This window comes from Stutzerimonas kunmingensis, from assembly GCF_002929225.1.
In the GTDB taxonomy this organism is placed as follows: Bacteria; Pseudomonadota; Gammaproteobacteria; order Pseudomonadales; family Pseudomonadaceae; genus Stutzerimonas.
Genome location: NZ_PISM01000022.1, coordinates 161,560 through 180,699 on the forward strand (window position 1 = coordinate 161,560; position 19,140 = coordinate 180,699).

Consider the following 19,140-nt stretch of genomic DNA (forward strand, 5'->3'; position numbering starts at 1 on the left):
GCGCCTTGCGTCGATGCAGTTATAGCTGACCGCTGAAGGCCTGGTGTAGCAGGGATTGCTTCAGTTCGTCGAGGGCAACGATTTTTCGTTGGTAGATGGATTCGAGGCGTTGGGTTTCTTTCGCGAGAGCATTGATCTTTTGGACTATTGCCAACTGCTCGGCTGTGTTTGCGGGAAACGGCACGACAACATCACCCATCTTGCTGGGTGATGTGTGGCGTACTTTTACACCAGACGCGCTGTCGTGTATTTCTTTCCTAACTCGCTGCGTATTGAAAACGTGAAAAAAGAACTCATTGCACCAAGGCGCTCCATTCTTCGCTGCGACTAACCCTAAACGCTGGTTATGTAGGAATCTACCAACCTTGGGCACCAGTATCGGGCTGCCGAGTAATCCTGCAGCCTGCTCAGTCATAGCGATCAGCAAATCGCCCTCAGCAAGTATGTAACCGGCAGGTATAGCGCCTTCGTAATATTTTTGCTTTCCGCCCCGATCCTTGTATCCGCCGCGCTCATGAAAATTGCCAGGGCTTAGCAGTATGTAGTCGCCCTTGGTCGAAAAGTATTCACTTTTGAATGCAAAACCATGTTTAAACTCGCACAGCTCATTTAACGGTTTCTCCAGCCAACCCTCTCCCTTTCGTATGAAAAGCGAATTCAAATAGCTTTCGAAAACCTCACGGGAGTTTTGCAGGTTCTTTTTGGCGTTGGCGCGGGCCTTGGCAATCTTGCCAAAGGCTTGGGCAAGGGTGGAGACGATGCGGCGCTGCTCGGGAATTGTCACGAGAGGGACATACATGTCCCGGATTTTTTGCTGTGAAATATTAGGCTGAGCGTTTCCGACTGCTTGGGCCACCAATTCACTCTTTCGTGACAGCAACAGGTAGTAAAGAAATTCAGGGATAAACGTTTTGTTAGGAAGAATCCCGCATACCGCCTGATTTGTCGCGGATTCAAAGCGCAATATGCCCACTTGTCCAGCTGTAGCCCCGTACATGGCGACCAAGACTGTGTTGGCCGGAAATAATTTGGCCGATGATCTTTTTAATCCGAGCTCTGTAATAAAGGTTTTTGCCGCTGAAATTTCGCGCTGACTTACTTCGCCACTCTGAAGCCAAGGGACTTTTCCTCCTTCGTAAAAGTCCTTATTAGACTTCAGCGGAGTACCGCCGGACGCTGTCTGGCAGACTTCGGCCAATCGGGTAGTTTGCCAAACTGCTTTCACAGCAGCCCCCTGATAACCGCCAGCACTTGCGCGCTCTCTGCATCCAGTGCCGCAATCTCGCCCAGGATTTCCTGAGGACTGCGGAAGGCTGCGTCTTGAGCGCCATTGGGATTTTTCACCGACAGGTCGTAGCTCGCCTGATCAATGTCGGTCGCATTGACACTCCAGCTCTTCGGCGAATCGGCAAAGGTCTTTTGCAGCTCTATAAACTCAGCCAGGTCAGTGTCCGCCAGCGGGTTGGTCTTGCCCATATTGCGGCCGGGGTCGAGCTGGTAGTACCAGACCTTGCGCGTCGGCGCGCCCTTGGTAAAGAACAGCACCACGGTCTTGACGCCTGCGCCCTGGAAGGTGCCGCTCGGGCAGTCGAGCACGGTATGCAGGTTGCAGCTTTCCAGCAGCAGTTTGCGCAAGCTAACCGAAGCGTTGTCGCTGTTGCTGAGGAAGGTGTTCTTGATGACCACCGCGCCGTGGCCGCCGGCCCTGAGGATTTTGATGAAGTGCTGGAGAAACAGGAATGCGGTTTCGCCGGTCTTGATCGGGAAGTTCTGCTGGACTTCCTTGCGTTCCTTGCCGCCGAACGGCGGGTTGGCCAGCACGATGTCGAAACGGTCCTTGTCCTGAATGTCGCTGAGGTTTTCCGTCAAGGTATTGGTGTGGATGATGTTCGGCGCTTCGATGCCATGCAGGATCATGTTCATGATGGCGATGACGTAGGCGAGGCTCTTTTTCTCCTTGCCGTAGAAGGTGTGCTTTTGCAGGGTTTCCTGCTGGCGGGTGGTCAGGTTCGGCTGGCTGCTGAGGTAATCGAAGGCTTCGCAGAGAAAGCCTGCCGATCCGACCGCGCCGTCGTAAATGCGTTGGCCGATTTGCGGATTGACCACCTTGATCATGGCGCGGATCAGCGGGCGCGGGGTGTAGTACTCGCCGCCGTTGCGCCCGGCGTTGCCCATGTTTCTGATCTTGACTTCATAGAGGTGCGAGAGCTCGTGTTTCTCGGTCTGCGAGCCAAAGCGCAGGCCATCGACGATCTCCAGCACTTCGCGCAGGTTGTAACCGCTTTGAATGCGGTTTTTCAGCTCGCCGAATATCTCGCCGATCTTGTACTGGATGGTGTCCGGACCTTCGGCCTTCTGCTTGAAGCCATGCAGGTAGGGAAACAGCTTGGTATTAACGAAATCCTTGAGGTCATCACCGGTCAGTGCGCTGTTGTGGTCGATCTGGCCATTCGCGGTCTTGGGCGCCGCCCAGCGCTCCCAACGGTATTCCGGGTCGAGTATGTACAGGTAATACTTGCCCTCAAGCTGTGCCTCCACGGCTTTTTCCTGCTCCAGCGCGTCGAGGTACTTGAGAAAAAGCAGCCAGGAGGTTTGCTCGGTGTAGTCGAGCTCGCTGGTACAGCCGGCATCCTTGTGCAGGATGTCGTCGATGTTCTTGAAGGCCTGTTCAAACATGGCGGGCAGCTATTCCGTGAAGTGCCGGCTGGATCATAGCGGGCCGCTGGCACAAATCGCAGGCAATAAAAAACCCCAAGGAGGTTAATTTCGCTTGGGGTTTTTCGGTATTAGTGGTGCCCAGGGACGGAATCGAACCGCCGACACGGGGATTTTCAATCCCCTGCTCTACCGACTGAGCTACCTGGGCAACGGGGCGCTATTAGACGGATTTGGCTTTTGCCTGTCAAGCGTGGTCCGGAAAAATATTTAATCCGGACGGGCGCTTAGCGCAGCCGACGGTCATTCGCTCGGCGGCACGTAGCCTTCGGCCTTGGCGTAATCTTCGCCGGAGAAGAACTTGTCCATCTCGCCCTGAAGGAACTTGCGGTCTTCGGCGTTCATCATGTTCAGTCGGCGTTCGTTGATCAGCATGGTCTGGTGCTTCTGCCAGTCGTCCCAGGCCTGTTTGGAAATGTTGTTGTAGATGTCCTCGCCTTTCTGGCCTGGAAATGGCGGGCGCTCGAGGCCGGGGAGTTCTTCGTTGTACTTGCGGCAGTTCACGGTGCGGGTCATGAGGTTTCTCCTGCATTCAATTCAACGGCGGCGCGCTTGAGCAGTGTCTTTACTGGCGCGGCAAGGCCGAGGCGCGGCGGGGTGGCGAGGTTATACCAGAGCCAGTCGGCCTCGGCCACGGCGTCGGGCGCGGACTTGACCCTGATCAGCCAGGGCTCGATGGCCAGCTGGAAATGGCTGAAGGTGTGGGTCAGCCCCTGCAGCTCGCGGCGCTCCTCGAGCTGCAGGGCATGCCTCGCGGCCAATGGGTCGAGGGCGGCGAGGTCGTCCAGTTCCGGCAGGCTCCAGAGCCCGCCCCACAGGCCCGTCGACGGGCGCCGATAGAGCAGGATGGCACCGTCGCGATTGGCCAGTAGCGGCATCAGTGTGCGTTTCTGCGGCAGCGCCTTGCGTGGCTTGGGCACCGGGAAGTCGGTTTCGCGCCCGAGCAGATGGGCGCGGCAGCCGTCCTTGAGCGGGCAGAGCAGGCAGCTCGGGCGGCTGCGGGTGCACAGCGTGGCGCCGAGATCCATCATCGCCTGGGTGTAATGGTTGACGCGCTGCTGCGGGGTGAAACGTTCGGCCACCTCCCACAGCTGGCGGGCCACCTTCGGCTCGCCGGGATAGCCGTCCTGCGCAACGTAGCGGGCCAGCACGCGCTTGACGTTGCCGTCGAGGATCGGCGCGCGCAGGCCCAGGCTGATGCTGGCGATGGCGCCGGCCGTGGAGCGGCCAATGCCCGGTAATTCGGCGAGCTGGTCGACATCCGCCGGAAACACGCCGCCGTATTCGGCCACGATGAGTTTCGCGGTCTTGTGCAGATTGCGTGCGCGACTGTAGTAGCCGAGCCCGGTCCACAGGTGCAGCACCTCGTCTTCCTCGGCGGCGGCGAGCGCCTCGACGCTGGGCAGCGCCTCCATGAAGCGGTCGAAGTAACCGAGCACGGTGCTGACCTGGGTCTGCTGCAGCATGATCTCCGACACCCACACCCGGTACGGCGTGATGTTCTGCTGCCAGGGCAGATCCTTGCGGCCGTGGCGGTCGAACCAGTCGAGGACCGCCGCGCCGAACTGCTCGGGGCTCATCGGTTGAACAGGCCTTTGAGCGCGTCCTTGAGCTCGGGGCTGACCTTGTCGCCGAGCTTCTCTTCGATCTTTTCGTTGAGCTTCTCGCCGGCCAGCCGCGCTGCGACCTTGCCCAGGGCGTCGTTGTCGAAGCGGCAGGCCTTGGCGCCCAGCTCCAGCGGGCCGCGGCAGCGCAGCGGCCATTCGATGCCGACGTAGCGCTCGTTGACCTGGCAGGCCGGGTCCGGCATGGCGCCCTTGTCGCCTTCGATGACGATGCCGACGCGGTAGTCCATGCCCAGCACGCGCAGATCGACGTCGCCGTTGCCGTTGACGGTGAGCCCAGGAATGCTGGCCTTGAGGTCGGGGTTGCTGGCCACGCCGTTGCGCAGCGTCAGGTTGCCCTTGAGTTCGCGGAACGGCGTGTCCTTGCTGCGTGGTTCGCTGGTGAGCGGCTTGCGATTGAGCGTGGCGATGGCACGGCACAGCTGCTGCTCGAGGTTGGCATCGACCAGCACGCCGTTGTCGATGATGAAGCCGACCTTGCCGTTGAGGTTGTCGATCCAGGCCTTCTCGCTGTTGCCCTGGGTGCGCAGGTCGGCATCCAGGTTGAGCAGCCCCTTGACCACCACGTCCTCGCCCTGGCTTTCCAGCAGGCGCTCGACCGGCACGCCATTGAAGCGGTTCTGCACGGTCAGCAATGGCAGTGCCGGGCGTACGTCGAGGCTGGCCGAGCCGTCCAGGCGGCCGCCATACAGCCCGCCGCGCACTTCCTGCAGGGTCAGCAGGCCGTTGCGGGTGCGTGCCTTGAGGTTGAAACCGTCCAGCGGGATTTTCATTGCGGTCAGGCTGCCGATGGCCAGGTTGACCTCGGTGTCGAGCTTGCGCAGCTGATCCAGCGGCAACACCGAAGCTTCGCTCCAGGCCTGCTGGGTCGGCGCGTTGGGCAGTGGCGTGGTGCCGCTGCCGACCGCGCTGGCCTGGGTGCTCTTGACCTCGCTCTTGCGCGCCGCCTCGGCCGGTTGCTCCTTGCTCGGTGGCGGCAGGTAGCGGTCGAGATTGAAGCGGTCGCCTTTGAGGTCGACGCGCAGTGCCTGGCGGGCGAAGTCGCTGATCGCGAGGCGGCCGGTGAAGGTGCTGTCGTCGAGCTTCAGGGTCAGCTCTTCCAACGCCAGGCTGTTCGGCGTACCGCTCAGGCGACTGACCAGTTCGGCCTTGCTCAGTGCGGCAGCGTCAGCCATGGCCGGCAGTTGCTGGCCGGTGCCCTGAAGGAATTCGCGCAGGTTGAACTGCGCCACGGTCAGCGCACCGCTGATCTTCGGTTCCTTGTCCAGATCACGCGCCTTCAGTTCGCCCAGCCCGCGGAGCTGGTTGGCGGTGAACTTGAGGCTGTTCCATTCGGCGATCTGCGCAGCGAGATCGACCAGCAGCTGGCCCTGGGCGCTGAAGGTCAGTGTCTGCCCTTGCAGCGGCTCGCCGGAAGCCTCGCCGGACAGGCGCATGTCTTCGAACTGGTAGCGCTTGAGCTGGTTGTCGAAACGCAGCGCGCCCTGCAGTTCTGTGCGCGCGCGCATCACCGGCTTGTTGCTGCCGAAGAAGGCGTTGAGCTTGAGCGGGATCGGGCTGCCTTCGCGGATCGCGCCGGTCGTGAGCTCGATGCTTTCGGCGCTGTACTGCTGGCCGGTCTTGGCGTCGCTGTAGGTTACGCGGGCATCGCTGACGGTCAGGCTGTCGATATCCAGCGTCAGCGGCTTGTTGCGCGAAGCTGGCGCTTCGTCGGCCTGTTCTGGGCCTGGCTCGCTGGCCTTCGGGGTTTGCGCGGACTGCTCTGGCTGTTTGGCCGGCTGGCCAACGCCCTCCCAGTTGCCGCGGCCCTGTTCGTCACGGCTCAGGGTCAGGTTGAGGCCGTTGACGGTGATGTCGCTCATCTGCACTTCGCGGCTCAGCAGCGGCATTACCCGCACCGACAGGCCGAGCATGCGCAGGTCGGCGAACGGCTGCTCGGGTGTCTGTGCGCTGGCCAGGGTGGTCTCGTGCAGCTCCAGGCCGAGCCAGGGGAACAGGCTCCAGCCGATGTCGCCTTTGATGTCCAGTTCAAGGCCGGCCTTGCTGCGTGCCAGGTCGCGGATCTCGTCCTTGTAGTCGTTGGGATCGAATAGGTGGGTCAGGGCGAAGCCCGCCGCCACGACGATCAGCAACAGCCCGAGAAAGACCAGACCCAGGATTTTGCCGAGCGATTTCATGGACGAGTCCTTGTAGATGAACGATCTGAAAAGTGCCGAGTATAGCCCCGTGCCTGCACTTGTCGGGAACGCGGTCGGCGTTGGAGTGCCGTTGCGGGTGCGGGTTCCACAGATGGCCGCGGCGGGGCGGCAAGCGCGCCCCGTCGGCGGATCAGGCAGGGCGCAGCGGATATCGCGTGGGCGACTTAGAGCGAATCCAGCGGCAGATGCGTTCGCGCGGCCAGGGCGCTGGCTTCCAGATGACCGGCGGGTGCGGCAAGGCGCAACGGCTTGCCGGCTTCACTGGCCAGCCGTTGGGTTTCTTCCAGCAGCCGGCGGCCGACGCCGCGTTTGCGGGTGACCTTGCGTACGCACAGGTGTGACAGGCGCCAGGCTTCGTCGCCGCGCCGCAGCAGGGCGGCGCCGAGCAGACGGTCATTGAAGCGGCCTGCGATCAGGCTGCCATCGGCCAGCGCCGCCTCGATCAGCGCTTCGGCGCTGGCATAGGGCGTCAGCAGCCATTCGGGGGCGTCGGCGTAGATTTTCGCCAGATCGGTTAAATCCTGCGGGCTGGGCTGGGTGACGGATTCGACGTAGACGGGCATGGCGACCTTGCGACGGCTGAGCAGAAGTGCCGGCAAGGATACGCCGAACCGCCGCCAGCGCACGAGACGGCGGCGGTTGGCGCGTTCGCTCAGTGCAGGCGATGGCGCTCGTGAAGGAAGCTCAGCACCGCACGGCGATAGTGGTTGTACTCCGGGTCGTCGGCCAGGGCGATGCGGTCGCGCGGGCGCGGCAGTTTCACCTCGAGGATTTCGCCGATGGTCGCCGAGGGGCCGTTGGTCATCATCACGATGCGGTCGGAGAGCAGCACGGCCTCGTCGACGTCGTGGGTGATCATCATCATGGTGTTGCCCAGGTCCTTCTGGATCTTCATCACCTCGTCCTGCAGGTGCGCGCGGGTCAGTGCATCCAGCGCGCCGAAGGGCTCGTCGAGCAGCAGCACCTTGGGCTTCATCGCCAGCGCGCGGGCGATGCCGACGCGCTGCTTCATGCCGCCGGAGATTTCCTGCGGATACTTGTTCAGTGCGTGGCCCATGTTCACCAGCGCCAGGTTGTGCTCGATCCAGTCGCGCCGTTCGCGCTTGTTCATGCTGCGCTTGAACAGCTTGTTCACTGCCACTTCGACGTTCTCGTAGACGGTCAGCCAGGGCAGCAGCGAGTGGTTCTGGAACACCATGCTGCGGTCCGGGCCGGGGCCGCGGACCTCCTTGCCGTCGAGGATCACGCCGCCGAGGCTGGGGTCGAGCAGCCCGGCGACGATGTTCAGCACCGTCGACTTGCCGCAGCCGGAGTGGCCGATGATGGAGATGAACTCGCCCTTGGCGATGTTCAGGTTGATGTCCTTGAGCACCTGCGAGGCGAGGTTGCCGCGCACGAAACTCTTGTCCAGGTGTTCGATGGAGAGATAGCTCATGGCGTTGCTCCTCAGTTGGCCGGAATGCCGCGGGTGATGCGCTGGCCGACGAAGGCCACCAGGCGATCGAGCACGAAGCCGACCACGCCGATGTAGACGAGCGCGAGGATGATGTCGCTGATGCGCGAGGCGTTCCACGCATCCCAGATGAAGAAGCCGATGCCGACGCCGCCGATGAGCATTTCCGCGGCGATGATCGCCAGCCATGACAGGCCGACGCCGATGCGCAGGCCGGTGAAGATGTAGGGCGCAGCGGCCGGCAGCATGATGGTCTTGAAGTACTCGAAACCGTTGAGCTGCAGCACCTGGGCGACGTTGCGGTAGTCCTGCGGGATGTTGCGGATGCCCACCGCGGTATTGATGATGATCGGCCAGATCGCGGTGATGAAGATGACGAACAGCGCCGAGGGATGGCTGTCCTGGAAGCCCGCCAGCGATAGCGGCAGCCAGGCCAGTGGCGGCACGGTGCGCAGCACCTGGAAGATCGGATCGAGGCCGCGCATGGCCCAGTCCGACTGGCCGATCAGCACGCCGAGGCCGACCCCGGCGACCACCGCCAGCATATAACCCACCGCAACCCGCTGCAGGCTTGCCAGCAGCTGCCAGGCCAGGCCCACGTCATTGCCGCCGTTGTCGTAGAACGGATCGATGATCAGCTCCCAGGTTTCCGTAATCACCTGCGACGGCGGCGGCAGCGCGGCGTCTGCGCCGGAGCAGAGCATCTCCCAGACCACGCCGAGCAGCAGCAGGATCACCAGCGGCGGTACCAGCTGTTGCGCTGCGTAGCGGCCGCTACGCCGAGCCAGTGTGGCGAGCCGGGAAGGGCGGGCGATGGTCACCGGCTCTGCGCTGGCGGGCTGCAGTTTGACATTGGCATTCATGGGCTTTTCCTCGCGGGTTGCGGTTGTCAGGCCATGGCCTTGATGGTCAGGCTGTCCAGATAGGCTTGCGGGTTTTCCGGATCGAATACCTTGCCGTCGAAGAACTTCTCGACCCCACGAGAAGTGGAGGCCGGGATCAGCTCGGCGGGCAGGTTCAGTTCGCCGGCGGCGGCGCGCCAGATGTCTTCGCGGTTGACCTTGGCGATCAGCGCCTGGCTGTCGAAGTCGGTTGGCAGGTAGCCCCAGCGCTTGTTCTCGGTGAGGAACCAGAGGTCGTGGCTCTGGAAGGGGTAGGAGGCGTGGTCGTCCCAGTAGCGCATCTGCTCGGGATGGTTCTCGATGACCTTGCCGGTGCCGTAGGCGAAATTGCCCTTCATGCGGTCGACGATGTCCTTGTAGGGCGCGCCGATCCACTTGCGCTGCGAGCAGATCTTCGCCACTTCCTCCTTGTTCTCGGCCTTCTCGCAGAACTGCTGGGCTTCCATGATCGCCATGGTCAGCGCCTTGGCCGCGTTGGGGTTGGTCGCCACGTAGTCGCTGCGCAGGGCGAAGGCCTTTTCCGGGTGGTTGTGCCACAGCTCGCCGGTGGTGTTGGCGGTGTAGCCGATCTTCTGGTTGATCAGCTGGGCGTTCCACGGCTCGCAGACGCAGAAGGTGTCCATGCTGCCAACCTTCATGTTGGCGACCATCTGCGCTGGCGGCACGACGATGGTGTTGATGTCGGCGTTCGGGTCGATGCCGCCTGCGGCCAGCCAATAGCGCATCCACAGGTCATGGGTGCCACCAGGGAAGGTCATCGCTGCGCTGACTTTCTTGCCGCTGGCCTTCTTCGCTTCCAGTGCGGCTTTGAACGGTGTGCTGTCGAGGCCGATCTTCAGGTCGCGATATTCCTCGCCCACCGAGATGCACTGCCCGGACAGGTTCAGCCGCGCCAGGATCGACATGGCCACCGGCTGGTTGTTCGGCGTGACGGTGCCGGCGCTGATCAGGTAGGGCATGGGCGTGAGAATGTGCGCGCCGTCGATGCCGTTCTTCGCCGAGCCGAGCACCAGGTTGTCGCGGGTGGTGCCCCAGGACGACTGCTTGAGCACCTCGACTTCGGTCATCCCGTACTTGGCGAAAAAGCCCTTCTCGGCGGCGACGAACAGCGGCGCGGCGTCGGTCAGGGCAATAAAGCCGAGCTTGGCCTTGCTTGTCTCCACATCCCCGCCCGCCGCCCAGGCGGCCGAACGCATGCCCAGGGACATGCCGCCGAACAAGGCAACGCCGCTGGCGGCAATGATCGAATGCTTGAGAAAGCTGCGGCGCGAGGCCAGCGTGACGCTGCTGGGCTGGTCGTTGTTCGGCTTGTCGGTCATGGTCGGGTTTTCCTTTGGGCGAAAAAAAACGGCGCCACACCGCCCGGCTTGAGCCGGAGAGCGTGGACACCGTTGTCCTGATGAGGAGTTGTGAAAGCCGAAAGATCCGGCCTTGCCTGAGCTTTGCGAAAGCTGTGCCAGAAGTGCTCGGGCGGAGCTAAGAGGGTGCTGCCGCGGCATCGAATAGTCTGGTGGCTTCCATCAAATCAAGCACTTGCGACGCTTCTGCAAACAGGGCGCGACCAGCTCCCTGATTGGCTTGCTCGACAGGGGATGCGCTTGGCGATCCTGCGGGCCTGGCGGCGCATGCACATCCGCGGGGCAGGCATGCTGTGCTGATGGTGCGGCGTGCCTGTTTTCAGTGCCTGGAGCGCTGGCCCAGGGTGCGGGCCGGGGCGCGCTCGGCCGCCGGCTGTGCCAGTGACAGCAGGCGCTGGGCGACCTCCTCCAGGCGCAGGCCCTGGTTCATTGCCGCCTGGCGCAGCCAGCTGTAGGCCTCGCCCTCGGAGAAGCCCTGCTGGCGCATCAGCTGCTGCTTGGCGCGCTCCACCTGCTTGCGCTCGTCCAGCGCCTGACGTGCCTCGCGCAGCTCTTCATTAAGGCCCTGCAGGCGTACGCTCTGGGTCAGCAGCAGCTCCAGGGTCGAGCGTGCGACCATCGCGGTCATGCCGTCCGGCGGCGGCGCGTCGAGATCGCTGGCCTGCACACTGAACAGCTTGGCCTGCTCGGCGGCGGCGTGCATGTCGGCGATGCCGTCGAGCAGCTTGCGATGGCTCTGCAGGTCCTTGCGGATGCGCTCGATGCTGTATCGGCACTGCTGCAACAGATCCTGCTCCAGGCGTGTCTCGACCTGCTTCATCGCGTCGATTCGCTGTGTATGCAGTTCGAACCAGAGTTCGCACAGCAGCGGTTCGACCGCTGCGCCCGGGCTGGTGCGGCGCGCAATGTCGCGCAGCCGGCAGGCCTGGGTATTGGCCTCGCTGGCGCACAGCGACTGCCACAGCTGCTGTGCGCAGTCACTGGCGAAACGATTGAAGGTGGCGAAGCAACGCTCCTGGCCTTCGAGCAGGTGTTCCAGGCGCTCCAGCATGTCGGCGCGGAAATAACCGCTGGCGAAGCCGACCACACCGAGGGCGCGCTCCTGGCCGGCCAGTTCCTTGCCCTGCATGAAATTGAACAGCGCCACCAGGCAACGGGTGATATCTGGATCGGCGGCGGTGTCGGCCGCCTCGAACACCACGGCCAGCAAACCACCGATCAGCCGCACCAGCGTCGCCGTGGCGTCCTGCATGCTGATGGCGTGTTCGCGGATGCGCCGGCGCAGCGCGGGCAGCTCATCGAGGCTGTGCAGCGCGTAGGCGATGCGGGTGAACAGTCGGGTCTTGTCCGCCGTACTGATGGCGTCCAGGTCGATGCGGTCCAGATCCAGTCGCACGTCGCGTTCCAGCGACTCGGCTTCCAGGCTAAGCACGTCCAGCTGCTGGCGATGATGCGCGGCGTTCCCGCTGAGGTAGATGTTCGAGTAGCCGCGCTCCTTCTGCAGCGCGTGCACCAACTGGCTGATGCCGGTGACCAGTTCGCAGGTGCGCGCCAGGTCCTCCAGGCCGAGTAGCTCGCTGCGCCGGGACGCCAGCATGAAGCGCAGGGTCGCAGGCATTTTCCGTCCGTGCATGGGCGGCACCTCCGCGGGTTGACGCGCTGGTTCCTGCAAGATGCAGTCCAGTAAGCCCTGTGCGTATCCGTGCTGCGGCGTTTGCGCCTATAATGTGCCCCTTTTCGCCCACGATCAGCGGAGCTGTTGATGTCCGAACGTACGGCTTACGTAGAGCGCAACACCCTGGAAACCCAGGTCAAGGTCACCATCAATCTGGATGGCACCGGCAAGGCGCGCTTCGCCATCGGCGTGCCCTTCCTGGAGCACATGCTCGACCAGATCGCCCGTCACGGGCTGATCGACCTGGATATCGAGTGCAACGGCGACCTGCACATCGACGACCACCACACCGTCGAGGACGTCGGCATCACCCTTGGCCAGGCCTTTGCCAAGGCCATCGGCGACAAGAAGGGTATGACCCGCTACGGGCATTCCTACGTGCCGCTGGACGAGGCGCTGTCGCGCGTGGTGATCGACTTCTCCGGGCGCCCGGGGCTGACCATGAACGTGCCCTACACCCGCGCGGTGGTCGGCAAGTTCGACGTCGACCTGTTCCAGGAATTCTTCCAGGGCTTCGTCAATCACGCCCTGGTGACCCTGCACATCGACAACCTGCGCGGCATCAACACCCACCACCAGATCGAAACCGTGTTCAAGGCCTTCGGCCGCGCGCTGCGCATGGCCGTCGAGCTCGATCCGCGCATGGCCGGGCAGATGCCTTCCACCAAAGGGTGCCTGTAATGCAGACCGTTGCCGTCATCGACTACGGCATGGGCAACCTGCATTCGGTGGCCAAGGCGCTGGAGCACGTCGGCGCTGGCCGCGTGCTGATCACCAGCGATGCGCAGGTCATCCGTGAGGCCGACCGCGTGGTGTTTCCCGGTGTCGGCGCGATTCGCGACTGCATGGCCGAGATCCGCCGGCTGGGCTTCGATGAACTGGTTCGCGAAGTCAGTCAGGATCGCCCGTTCCTCGGTATCTGCGTCGGCATGCAGGCGCTGATGGAGCGCAGCGAGGAGAACGACGGCGTCGATTGCATCGGTCTGTTCCCCGGTCAGGTGCGCTTCTTCGGCAAGGACCTGCACGAGGACGGCGAACACCTGAAGGTGCCGCACATGGGCTGGAACGAGGTCAAGCAGGTGATCGACCATCCGCTCTGGCACGCGATTCCGGACAATGGCCGCTTCTATTTCGTGCACAGCTACTACATCGAGGCCGGCAATCCGCGCCAGGTGGTCGGTCGCGGCCATTACGGCAACGACTTCGCCGCCGCGCTGGCCGATGGCTCGCGCTTCGCCGTGCAGTTCCACCCGGAGAAGAGCCACACCCACGGCCTGCAGCTGCTGCAGAACTTCGCCGCCTGGGATGGCCGCTGGTAAATGAGCCGGGCCAAGCTCAAGCCGCCGGTCCTGACGCTGGATGCCGCTCAGGAGCAGGCGGCGCAACAGATCATCAAGCGCTTTCTGGAAGAGCGCTTCGAACTCGAGCTGGGCTCGTTCGAGGCGCAGGAAGTACTCGATCTGTTCGCCCGGGAAATCGCGCCGCTGTATTACAACAAGGCGATCTTCGACGTGCAGAGCCACCTGAAGGAACGGTTCGAGAGCATCGAAAGCGACTTGTGGGCGCTCGAGAAGAGCTGACCCTTAACCGACACTTGATTTGAACAGGTTCAAGCCATGCTGATTATCCCCGCTATCGATCTCAAGGACGGCGCCTGCGTGCGTCTGCGCCAGGGCCTGATGGACGATGCCACGGTGTTTTCCGACGACCCGGTGGCCATGGCCGCCAAATGGGTCGAGGCCGGTTGCCGTCGTCTGCACCTGGTCGATCTCAACGGCGCCTTCGAAGGCCAGCCGGTCAACGGCGAGGTGGTCACCGCCATCGCCAAGCGCTACCCGGACCTGCCGATCCAGATCGGTGGCGGCATCCGCACCCTGGAAACCATCGAGCACTACGTGCGCGCCGGCGTCAGCTACGTGATCATCGGCACCAAGGCGGTCAAAGAGCCAGAGTTCGTCACCGAGGCCTGCCGCGCCTTCCCGGGCAAGGTCATCGTTGGTCTGGATGCGAAGGATGGCTTCGTCGCCACCGATGGCTGGGCCGAAGTCTCCAGCGTGCAGGCAGTCGATCTGGCCCGCCGCTTCGAGGCCGATGGCGTCTCGGCGATCGTCTACACCGACATTGCCAAGGACGGCATGATGCAGGGCTGCAACGTCGAGGCCACCGTGGCGCTGGCCAACGCCAGCCGCATCCCGGTGATCGCTTCCGGTGGCATCCACAACATCGGCGACATCCAGAAGCTGCTCGATACCAACACCCCGGGCATCGTCGGCGCCATCACCGGCCGGGCGATCTACGAGGGCACGCTGGATGTGGCCGAGGCGCAGGCGCTCTGCGACCTGAAGTACAAGGACGAGTGATTCGCTGATCTGTGGTGGATCGGTGAAGCGCGATCCACCCTACACGCTACTTGCAGCTTGAAGCCTGCGGCTTGAAGAAGCTGCTTTCGGAGAAAGCCATGGCCCTGGCCAAACGCATCATTCCCTGCCTCGACGTGGACAACGGCCGCGTGGTCAAGGGCGTTCAGTTCGAGAACATCCGCGACGCCGGCGACCCGGTGGAAATCGCCCGCCGCTACGATGAGCAGGGCGCCGACGAGATCACCTTCCTCGACATCACCGCCAGCGTCGACAACCGCGACACCACCCTGCACACCGTCGAGCGCATGGCCAGCCAGGTATTCATCCCGCTGACCGTGGGCGGCGGCGTGCGCAGCGTGCAGGACATCCGCAACCTGCTCAACGCCGGCGCCGACAAGGTCTCGATCAACACCGCCGCGGTGTTCAATCCGGAGTTTGTCGGCGAGGCCGCGGACCGCTTCGGCTCGCAGTGCATCGTCGTTGCCATCGATGCCAAGAAGGTCTCCGCGCCGGGCGAGCCTGGCCGCTGGGAAATCTTCACCCATGGCGGCCGCAAGCCCACCGGGCTGGATGCGGTGGTGTGGGCGAAGAAGATGGAAGACCTCGGTGCCGGCGAGATCCTGCTGACCAGCATGGACCAGGACGGTGTGAAGAGCGGCTACGACCTGGGTGTCACCCGTGCCATCAGCGAAGCGCTGTGCATTCCGGTGATCGCCTCGGGTGGCGTCGGCAACCTGCAGCACCTGGCCGATGGCATCCTCGAAGGCAAGGCCGATGCGGTGCTGGCCGCGAGCATCTTTCACTTCGGCGAATACACCATTCCGGAAGCCAAGGCCTATCTGGCCGCCCGCGGCATCGTGATGCGCTGATCGCGTTGCCGGCAGAGCGAAAGGCTTCGCTCTCGAAACATGGACACGTCCGCGGCTGTTGCGGATAAGTACTCAGGGGGTACACACATGCGCAAGACAATCTCTACCATCGCCGCAGCTTTGCTGCTGGGCGCTACGCTGGCGCACGCTCAGGCGCCAGACAAGATCAATCTGCTGACCGAGAATTTCCCGCCCTACAACATGGCGGCCGACGGCAAGAACTTCGCCCGCGATGAAAACATCAGCGGTATCGCCGTGGATATCGTGCGCGAGATGTTCAAGCGCGCCGGGGTCGATTACACCCTGACGCTGCGTTTCCCCTGGGAACGCATCTACGGCATGGCGTTGGAACAGCCGAACTACGGGGTTTTCGTCACGGCGCGCCTGCCCGAGCGTGAAGAGCTGTTCAAATGGGTTGGTCCCATCGGTCCGGATGACTGGGTGTTGCTGGCCCGCGGCGACAGCCCGATCAACCTGACCAATCTGGAACAGGCCCGCCAGTACAACGTCGGCGCCTACAAGGGCGACGCTATCGCCGAACACCTGGAAGGCCAGGGCTTGACGCCGCAGCTCGCCCTGCGCGATCAGGAGAACGTGAAGAAGCTGATCGACGGCAAGATCGACCTGTGGGCCACTGGTGATCCCGCTGGCCGCTACCTCGCCCGCCAGGACGGTGTGACCGGACTCAAGCGTGTGCTGCGTTTCGACAGTGCCGAACTGTACCTGGCGCTGAACAAGCAGGTCGCCGACGAGACGGTGCAGAAGCTGCAGAAAGCGCTCGACCAGATGCGCAGCGAAGGTGTGATCGACGAGATCAACGCGCGCTACCTCTGAGCCTTCCCAGGTCGGCGCATTTCCTGCGCCGACTTTTTCGGTGGTGGCGGTGCGCCAGTAGCGTGCACCGATCCTCCTGCTCGCGCCGTCCTGGCGCATGCACGCTTCCGTGATTCAGCGGGCGCTCAGCCGCCTGGCGCCGTGGCGCTTCGCTGGTTCGCATCTTGCTTTGGACAGTCCCCGGCTCTGGCTCGCGGAGGGGTGGGCCAGGGAATCGAGAAGAAGGGAGCGATCCATGTTCAAGCGAATCATTGCCGTCGTCTTGCTGCTGCTCTGTGCTCACGCGCACGCCGCGCTGCCTGACGATTACCGAGTCGTGCTGCTGACCGAGAACTTTCCACCATTCAACATGGCCGAGGACGGCAAGAACTACGCGGCCGACGCGCGCATCCACGGCATCAACGCCGACATCGTGCGCGAGATGTTCCGCCGCGCGAATATCCGCTACGAGCTGACCCTGCGCTTTCCCTGGGATCGCATCTACAAGCAGGTGCTCGAACAGCCGGATCAGGGTCTGTTCTCCACCACCTTTACGGCCGAGCGCGAGCAGCAGTTCAAATGGGTCGGCCCGTTGGCGAGCATCAGCTGGGTGCTGCTGGCGCCCGCCGACAGTCCTCTGCGCCTGACCGGGCTGGAGCAGGCACGTGACCTGCGCATCGGTGCCTACAAGAACGATGCGGTCAGCCAGCACCTAGAGGGCAAGGGCCTGGCGCCGATCAACTCGCTGCGTGATCAGGAGAACATCAGCAAGCTGCTCAAGGGTCAGATCGACGTCTGGGCCACCGCCGATCCGGTCGGACCCTACCTGGCCAAGCAGGAAGGTGTGACCGGCCTGAAACCGGTGCTGCGTTTCAATGAAGCGCGGCTGTTCCTCGCGCTCAACCGGGCGACACCGGACGAGGTGGTTGAGCGCCTGCAGCGGGCGCTGGATGCGATGCGTGCCGACGGCACGGTGGATGCGATGCTGCGCCGCTATCTCTGAAGCTCAGCGGTAGACGCCGCCACGACCGTGGGCGGCCATCGCGCGGTTGCTGCGGGTGGCGATCATCTGCCCGACATCGACCCATTCGATGCCCTGCGCCGAGAGCCGCGGCAGTTCGCGTTCGAGCACGGCCAGCGTGCTCTCGTGGGGATGACCGATGATGACGACCGAGCCTTGCTTGCGCGCCAGCGCGACTGCCGCGTGAAAGCGTTCGGCTACCGCGGACGGTGAAGGATCGTCATCGAGAAAGATGTCCCGAGACAGGCTGGCCAGTGCCGTGCGTTGGGCGCTGGCGGCGGCCACGGTGCGCGGGCTGGTGCGGCTGTCGAGAAAGAACAGGTGGCGGCGCTGCAGTTCGCCCATCAGCCAGGTCATGGCCTGTATCTGATCGGTCATGGCGCTGCCCATGTGGTTGTTCAGCCCGCTGGCATGCGGTACCGCCGCAAGCGCTGCGTCGAGACGGCGCGCCAGTTCGTCATGAGGTAGTTGGGGATGCCAGGTGAAACGGCCTTGGGCAGGCGCCATCGGCATGTGCAGCATGACCGTTTTGCCGGCGCGATGGGCCTGCTCGGCAAGGTCGGCTGCATGGCGGGTGTCGGGAAGGATCGCCAGCGCGACCGGCCCCGGCAGTTGCAGCACGCGGCGGTCGCGTGCCGGGTTCTGCCCGAGGTCGTCGATTATCAGGGTCAACCGCGGTCGCGGGACATGGTCCGGCGTGGCTGCGGGCTCGCTGGCATACAGCGCCTGGCTGGCGAGCAACACCAGCAGCGCCAGCCCTGCTACCCAGCCTGACATCTTCACTGGCCGCGGGTGAGGTTCAATCCCTTGAGCAGATTCAGGGCCTGACCGAGCTGGTAGTCATCGTCCTGCGGGCGCGGCGAGTCGCTGGTGATCTGGGTGGCGGTGGGACGGTCCGGACCGCCGTTGCCGTTGCCCAGGTGGCCAGCAAGATCGGCCTCGCGGAAGCCATCGGCGGCCTGCTCGCGGGTCAGCTTGGCACGCTCGACCTTGATGTCCGGCTCAATGCCCTGGGCCTGGATCGAGCGGCCGTTGGGGGTGTAGTACAGCGCGGTAGTCAGCTTCAGTGCACGATCGTTGTTCAGCGGCAGCACGGTCTGTACCGAGCCCTTGCCGAAGCTGTCGGTGCCCATCAGCACACCGCGCTTGTGATCCTGCAGCGCGCCCGCGACGATCTCAGAGGCCGAGGCGCTGCCGCCGTTGATCAGCACCACCAGCGGTACGCCTTCGCTGGCATCGGCCGGGTCGGCGTTGAAGCGCAGCTCGGAATTGGCGATGCGACCCTCGGTGTAGACGATCAGGCCCTTGGTCAGGAAGTGGTCGGAAATCTCGACAGCCGCCTGCAGCACGCCACCGGGGTTGTTACGCAGGTCGAGGACCAGGCCGTTGAGCTTCTTGCCGTCGTTGTCCTTCTTCAGCTTCGCCAGCGCCTTGCCCACTTCCTCGCCGGAGTTGACCTGGAACTGAGTGACGCGCAAGTAGCCGTAGCCTGGCTCCAGGATCTGGCTGCGGACGCTGCGCACCTTGATGACCGCGCGGGTCAGCTTCACGTCGAACGGCTGGCCGCCTTCGCGCACCAGCGTCAGGCTGATGCTGCTGCCCGGCTTGCCGCGCATCTTGCCGATGGCGTCCATCATCGACAGCCCCTTGGTCGGCTGGCCGTCGATCTTGACGATCAGGTCGCCGGCTTCGATGCCGGCCTTGGATGCCGGGGTATCGTCGATCGGTGAAACGACCTTGATGAAGCCGTCTTCCATGCCGACTTCGATGCCGAGACCACCGAATTCGCCGCTGGTGCTTTCCTGCAGCTCGGCGAACGCTTCGGGCTCGAGATAGGCGGAATGAGGATCGAGATTGCTGAGCATGCCTTTGATGGCATTTTCCAGCAGGGTTTTGTCATCGACTGGTTCGACATAGGCAGCCTTGATGCGGTCCAGTACCTCGGCAAAGGTGCGCAGCTCCTCCAGCGGCAGCGGGGCTTTGGCACTGGCACTTGGCGCCGTGGCCTCCTCCATGGGCTGCTGGGCCCATGCGCCGCCCTGCATCCCCAGCAATACGGCCAGGGCGAGCGTGGATGGGCGGGCGAAACGGCGCAGGTGCAACATGTCGAACTCCAATTATGAGAGGGCGCGCTTGGTGGTGCGGGCGGCT

Annotated in this window: 19 protein-coding genes and 1 tRNA gene; 7 read left to right on the top strand and 13 right to left on the bottom strand. The window is 63.5% G+C overall.

What is annotated here, in order from left to right:
* Window positions 1-19 precede the first annotated feature (19 nt).
* From CW305_RS20060 to CW305_RS20110, 11 genes are all read right to left on the bottom strand, one after another.
* Complete coding sequence (locus CW305_RS20060) at window positions 20-1,225, bottom strand: restriction endonuclease subunit S (protein WP_104098768.1); 1,206 nt, start codon at window positions 1,223-1,225, stop codon at window positions 20-22.
* Window positions 1,222-2,676: a class I SAM-dependent DNA methyltransferase gene (locus CW305_RS20065; RefSeq protein ID WP_104098769.1), complete on the bottom strand. Its 1,455-nt coding sequence runs from the start codon at window positions 2,674-2,676 to the stop codon at window positions 1,222-1,224. The genes CW305_RS20060 and CW305_RS20065 overlap by 4 nt, the downstream gene beginning before the upstream one ends.
* A 114-nt stretch (window positions 2,677-2,790) precedes the next feature.
* A tRNA-Phe gene (locus tag CW305_RS20070) sits at window positions 2,791-2,866 on the bottom strand.
* A 92-nt stretch (window positions 2,867-2,958) separates the two neighbouring features.
* Window positions 2,959-3,231, bottom strand: a complete 273-nt coding sequence (locus CW305_RS20075; protein ID WP_003280779.1) for an oxidative damage protection protein — start codon at window positions 3,229-3,231, stop codon at window positions 2,959-2,961.
* Window positions 3,228-4,295: an A/G-specific adenine glycosylase gene (mutY, locus tag CW305_RS20080; protein WP_104098770.1), complete on the bottom strand. Its 1,068-nt coding sequence runs from the start codon at window positions 4,293-4,295 to the stop codon at window positions 3,228-3,230. Before mutY ends, CW305_RS20075 begins: the two co-directional genes overlap by 4 nt.
* Window positions 4,292-6,517 (bottom strand): AsmA family protein, encoded by a 2,226-nt coding sequence (locus CW305_RS20085; protein WP_044314860.1) that lies wholly within the window; start codon window positions 6,515-6,517, stop codon window positions 4,292-4,294. The genes mutY and CW305_RS20085 overlap by 4 nt, the downstream gene beginning before the upstream one ends.
* Before the next feature lie 185 nt (window positions 6,518-6,702).
* A complete protein-coding gene (gene panM, locus CW305_RS20090; RefSeq protein ID WP_041015118.1) occupies window positions 6,703-7,101 on the bottom strand; it encodes an aspartate 1-decarboxylase autocleavage activator PanM in 399 nt (132 codons plus the stop codon).
* A gap of 89 nt (window positions 7,102-7,190) precedes the next feature.
* On the bottom strand, window positions 7,191-7,973 hold the full coding sequence (locus CW305_RS20095) for an ABC transporter ATP-binding protein (protein ID WP_003296263.1): 783 nt from the start codon (window positions 7,971-7,973) through the stop codon (window positions 7,191-7,193).
* An 11-nt stretch (window positions 7,974-7,984) separates the two neighbouring features.
* Window positions 7,985-8,854 (bottom strand): nitrate ABC transporter permease, encoded by an 870-nt coding sequence (gene ntrB, locus CW305_RS20100; protein ID WP_104098771.1) that lies wholly within the window; start codon window positions 8,852-8,854, stop codon window positions 7,985-7,987.
* A gap of 26 nt (window positions 8,855-8,880) precedes the next feature.
* Window positions 8,881-10,212: a CmpA/NrtA family ABC transporter substrate-binding protein gene (locus tag CW305_RS20105; RefSeq protein ID WP_104098772.1), complete on the bottom strand. Its 1,332-nt coding sequence runs from the start codon at window positions 10,210-10,212 to the stop codon at window positions 8,881-8,883.
* 358 nt (window positions 10,213-10,570) lie between these two features.
* A complete protein-coding gene (locus CW305_RS20110; protein ID WP_104098773.1) occupies window positions 10,571-11,884 on the bottom strand; it encodes a nitrate regulatory protein in 1,314 nt (437 codons plus the stop codon).
* A 129-nt stretch (window positions 11,885-12,013) separates the two neighbouring features.
* Here CW305_RS20110 and hisB point away from each other — a divergent pair, with 129 nt between their 5' ends.
* The 7 genes from hisB to CW305_RS20145 all read left to right on the top strand — a co-directional run bounded on the left by hisB (window position 12,014) and on the right by CW305_RS20145 (window position 16,971).
* Window positions 12,014-12,607: an imidazoleglycerol-phosphate dehydratase HisB gene (gene hisB, locus CW305_RS20115; RefSeq protein ID WP_003303331.1), complete on the top strand. Its 594-nt coding sequence runs from the start codon at window positions 12,014-12,016 to the stop codon at window positions 12,605-12,607.
* A complete protein-coding gene (gene hisH, locus CW305_RS20120) occupies window positions 12,607-13,245 on the top strand; it encodes an imidazole glycerol phosphate synthase subunit HisH (RefSeq protein WP_104098774.1) in 639 nt (212 codons plus the stop codon). The genes hisB and hisH overlap by 1 nt, the downstream gene beginning before the upstream one ends.
* A complete protein-coding gene (locus tag CW305_RS20125; RefSeq protein ID WP_104098775.1) occupies window positions 13,246-13,506 on the top strand; it encodes a DUF2164 domain-containing protein in 261 nt (86 codons plus the stop codon).
* 36 nt (window positions 13,507-13,542) lie between these two features.
* Window positions 13,543-14,286 carry a 1-(5-phosphoribosyl)-5-[(5-phosphoribosylamino)methylideneamino]imidazole-4-carboxamide isomerase gene (gene hisA / locus CW305_RS20130; RefSeq protein WP_041015041.1) on the top strand — a complete coding sequence of 248 codons (744 nt, stop codon included), beginning with the start codon at window positions 13,543-13,545 and terminating at the stop codon, window positions 14,284-14,286.
* 98 nt (window positions 14,287-14,384) lie between these two features.
* Window positions 14,385-15,155: an imidazole glycerol phosphate synthase subunit HisF gene (gene hisF, locus CW305_RS20135; RefSeq protein WP_104099117.1), complete on the top strand. Its 771-nt coding sequence runs from the start codon at window positions 14,385-14,387 to the stop codon at window positions 15,153-15,155.
* Window positions 15,156-15,242: 87 nt separating this feature from the next.
* A complete protein-coding gene (locus CW305_RS20140) occupies window positions 15,243-15,989 on the top strand; it encodes a substrate-binding periplasmic protein (protein ID WP_104098776.1) in 747 nt (248 codons plus the stop codon).
* A 235-nt stretch (window positions 15,990-16,224) separates the two neighbouring features.
* Window positions 16,225-16,971 carry a substrate-binding periplasmic protein gene (locus CW305_RS20145; protein WP_104098777.1) on the top strand — a complete coding sequence of 249 codons (747 nt, stop codon included), beginning with the start codon at window positions 16,225-16,227 and terminating at the stop codon, window positions 16,969-16,971.
* Between the two features lie 3 nt (window positions 16,972-16,974).
* On the opposite strand, the gene CW305_RS20150 is transcribed toward CW305_RS20145, so the two are convergent.
* Both CW305_RS20150 and CW305_RS20155 read right to left on the bottom strand, forming a co-directional pair.
* On the bottom strand, window positions 16,975-17,766 hold the full coding sequence (locus CW305_RS20150) for a divergent polysaccharide deacetylase family protein (RefSeq protein ID WP_425444921.1): 792 nt from the start codon (window positions 17,764-17,766) through the stop codon (window positions 16,975-16,977).
* Between the two features lie 2 nt (window positions 17,767-17,768).
* Window positions 17,769-19,094 carry a S41 family peptidase gene (locus tag CW305_RS20155; RefSeq protein ID WP_104098779.1) on the bottom strand — a complete coding sequence of 442 codons (1,326 nt, stop codon included), beginning with the start codon at window positions 19,092-19,094 and terminating at the stop codon, window positions 17,769-17,771.
* Window positions 19,095-19,140: the final 46 nt, after the last annotated feature.

Bases quoted from the DNA above. Each gene is read 5' to 3' on its own strand.
- CW305_RS20065 (WP_104098769.1), bottom strand. From the start codon at position 2,676: ATGTTTGAACAGGCCTTCAAGAACATCGACGACATCCTGCACAAGGAT.
- CW305_RS20075 (WP_003280779.1), bottom strand. From the start codon at position 3,231: ATGACCCGCACCGTGAACTGCCGCAAGTACAACGAAGAACTCCCCGGC.
- mutY (WP_104098770.1), bottom strand. From the start codon at position 4,295: ATGAGCCCCGAGCAGTTCGGCGCGGCGGTCCTCGACTGGTTCGACCGC.
- CW305_RS20085 (WP_044314860.1), bottom strand. From the start codon at position 6,517: ATGAAATCGCTCGGCAAAATCCTGGGTCTGGTCTTTCTCGGGCTGTTG.
- panM (WP_041015118.1), bottom strand. From the start codon at position 7,101: ATGCCCGTCTACGTCGAATCCGTCACCCAGCCCAGCCCGCAGGATTTA.
- CW305_RS20095 (WP_003296263.1), bottom strand. From the start codon at position 7,973: ATGAGCTATCTCTCCATCGAACACCTGGACAAGAGTTTCGTGCGCGGC.
- ntrB (WP_104098771.1), bottom strand. From the start codon at position 8,854: ATGAATGCCAATGTCAAACTGCAGCCCGCCAGCGCAGAGCCGGTGACC.
- CW305_RS20105 (WP_104098772.1), bottom strand. From the start codon at position 10,212: ATGACCGACAAGCCGAACAACGACCAGCCCAGCAGCGTCACGCTGGCC.
- CW305_RS20110 (WP_104098773.1), bottom strand. From the start codon at position 11,884: ATGCACGGACGGAAAATGCCTGCGACCCTGCGCTTCATGCTGGCGTCC.
- hisB (WP_003303331.1), top strand. From the start codon at position 12,014: ATGTCCGAACGTACGGCTTACGTAGAGCGCAACACCCTGGAAACCCAG.
- hisH (WP_104098774.1), top strand. From the start codon at position 12,607: ATGCAGACCGTTGCCGTCATCGACTACGGCATGGGCAACCTGCATTCG.
- CW305_RS20125 (WP_104098775.1), top strand. From the start codon at position 13,246: ATGAGCCGGGCCAAGCTCAAGCCGCCGGTCCTGACGCTGGATGCCGCT.
- hisA (WP_041015041.1), top strand. From the start codon at position 13,543: ATGCTGATTATCCCCGCTATCGATCTCAAGGACGGCGCCTGCGTGCGT.
- hisF (WP_104099117.1), top strand. From the start codon at position 14,385: ATGGCCCTGGCCAAACGCATCATTCCCTGCCTCGACGTGGACAACGGC.
- CW305_RS20140 (WP_104098776.1), top strand. From the start codon at position 15,243: ATGCGCAAGACAATCTCTACCATCGCCGCAGCTTTGCTGCTGGGCGCT.
- CW305_RS20145 (WP_104098777.1), top strand. From the start codon at position 16,225: ATGTTCAAGCGAATCATTGCCGTCGTCTTGCTGCTGCTCTGTGCTCAC.
- CW305_RS20150 (WP_425444921.1), bottom strand. From the start codon at position 17,766: ATGTCAGGCTGGGTAGCAGGGCTGGCGCTGCTGGTGTTGCTCGCCAGC.
- CW305_RS20155 (WP_104098779.1), bottom strand. From the start codon at position 19,094: ATGTTGCACCTGCGCCGTTTCGCCCGCCCATCCACGCTCGCCCTGGCC.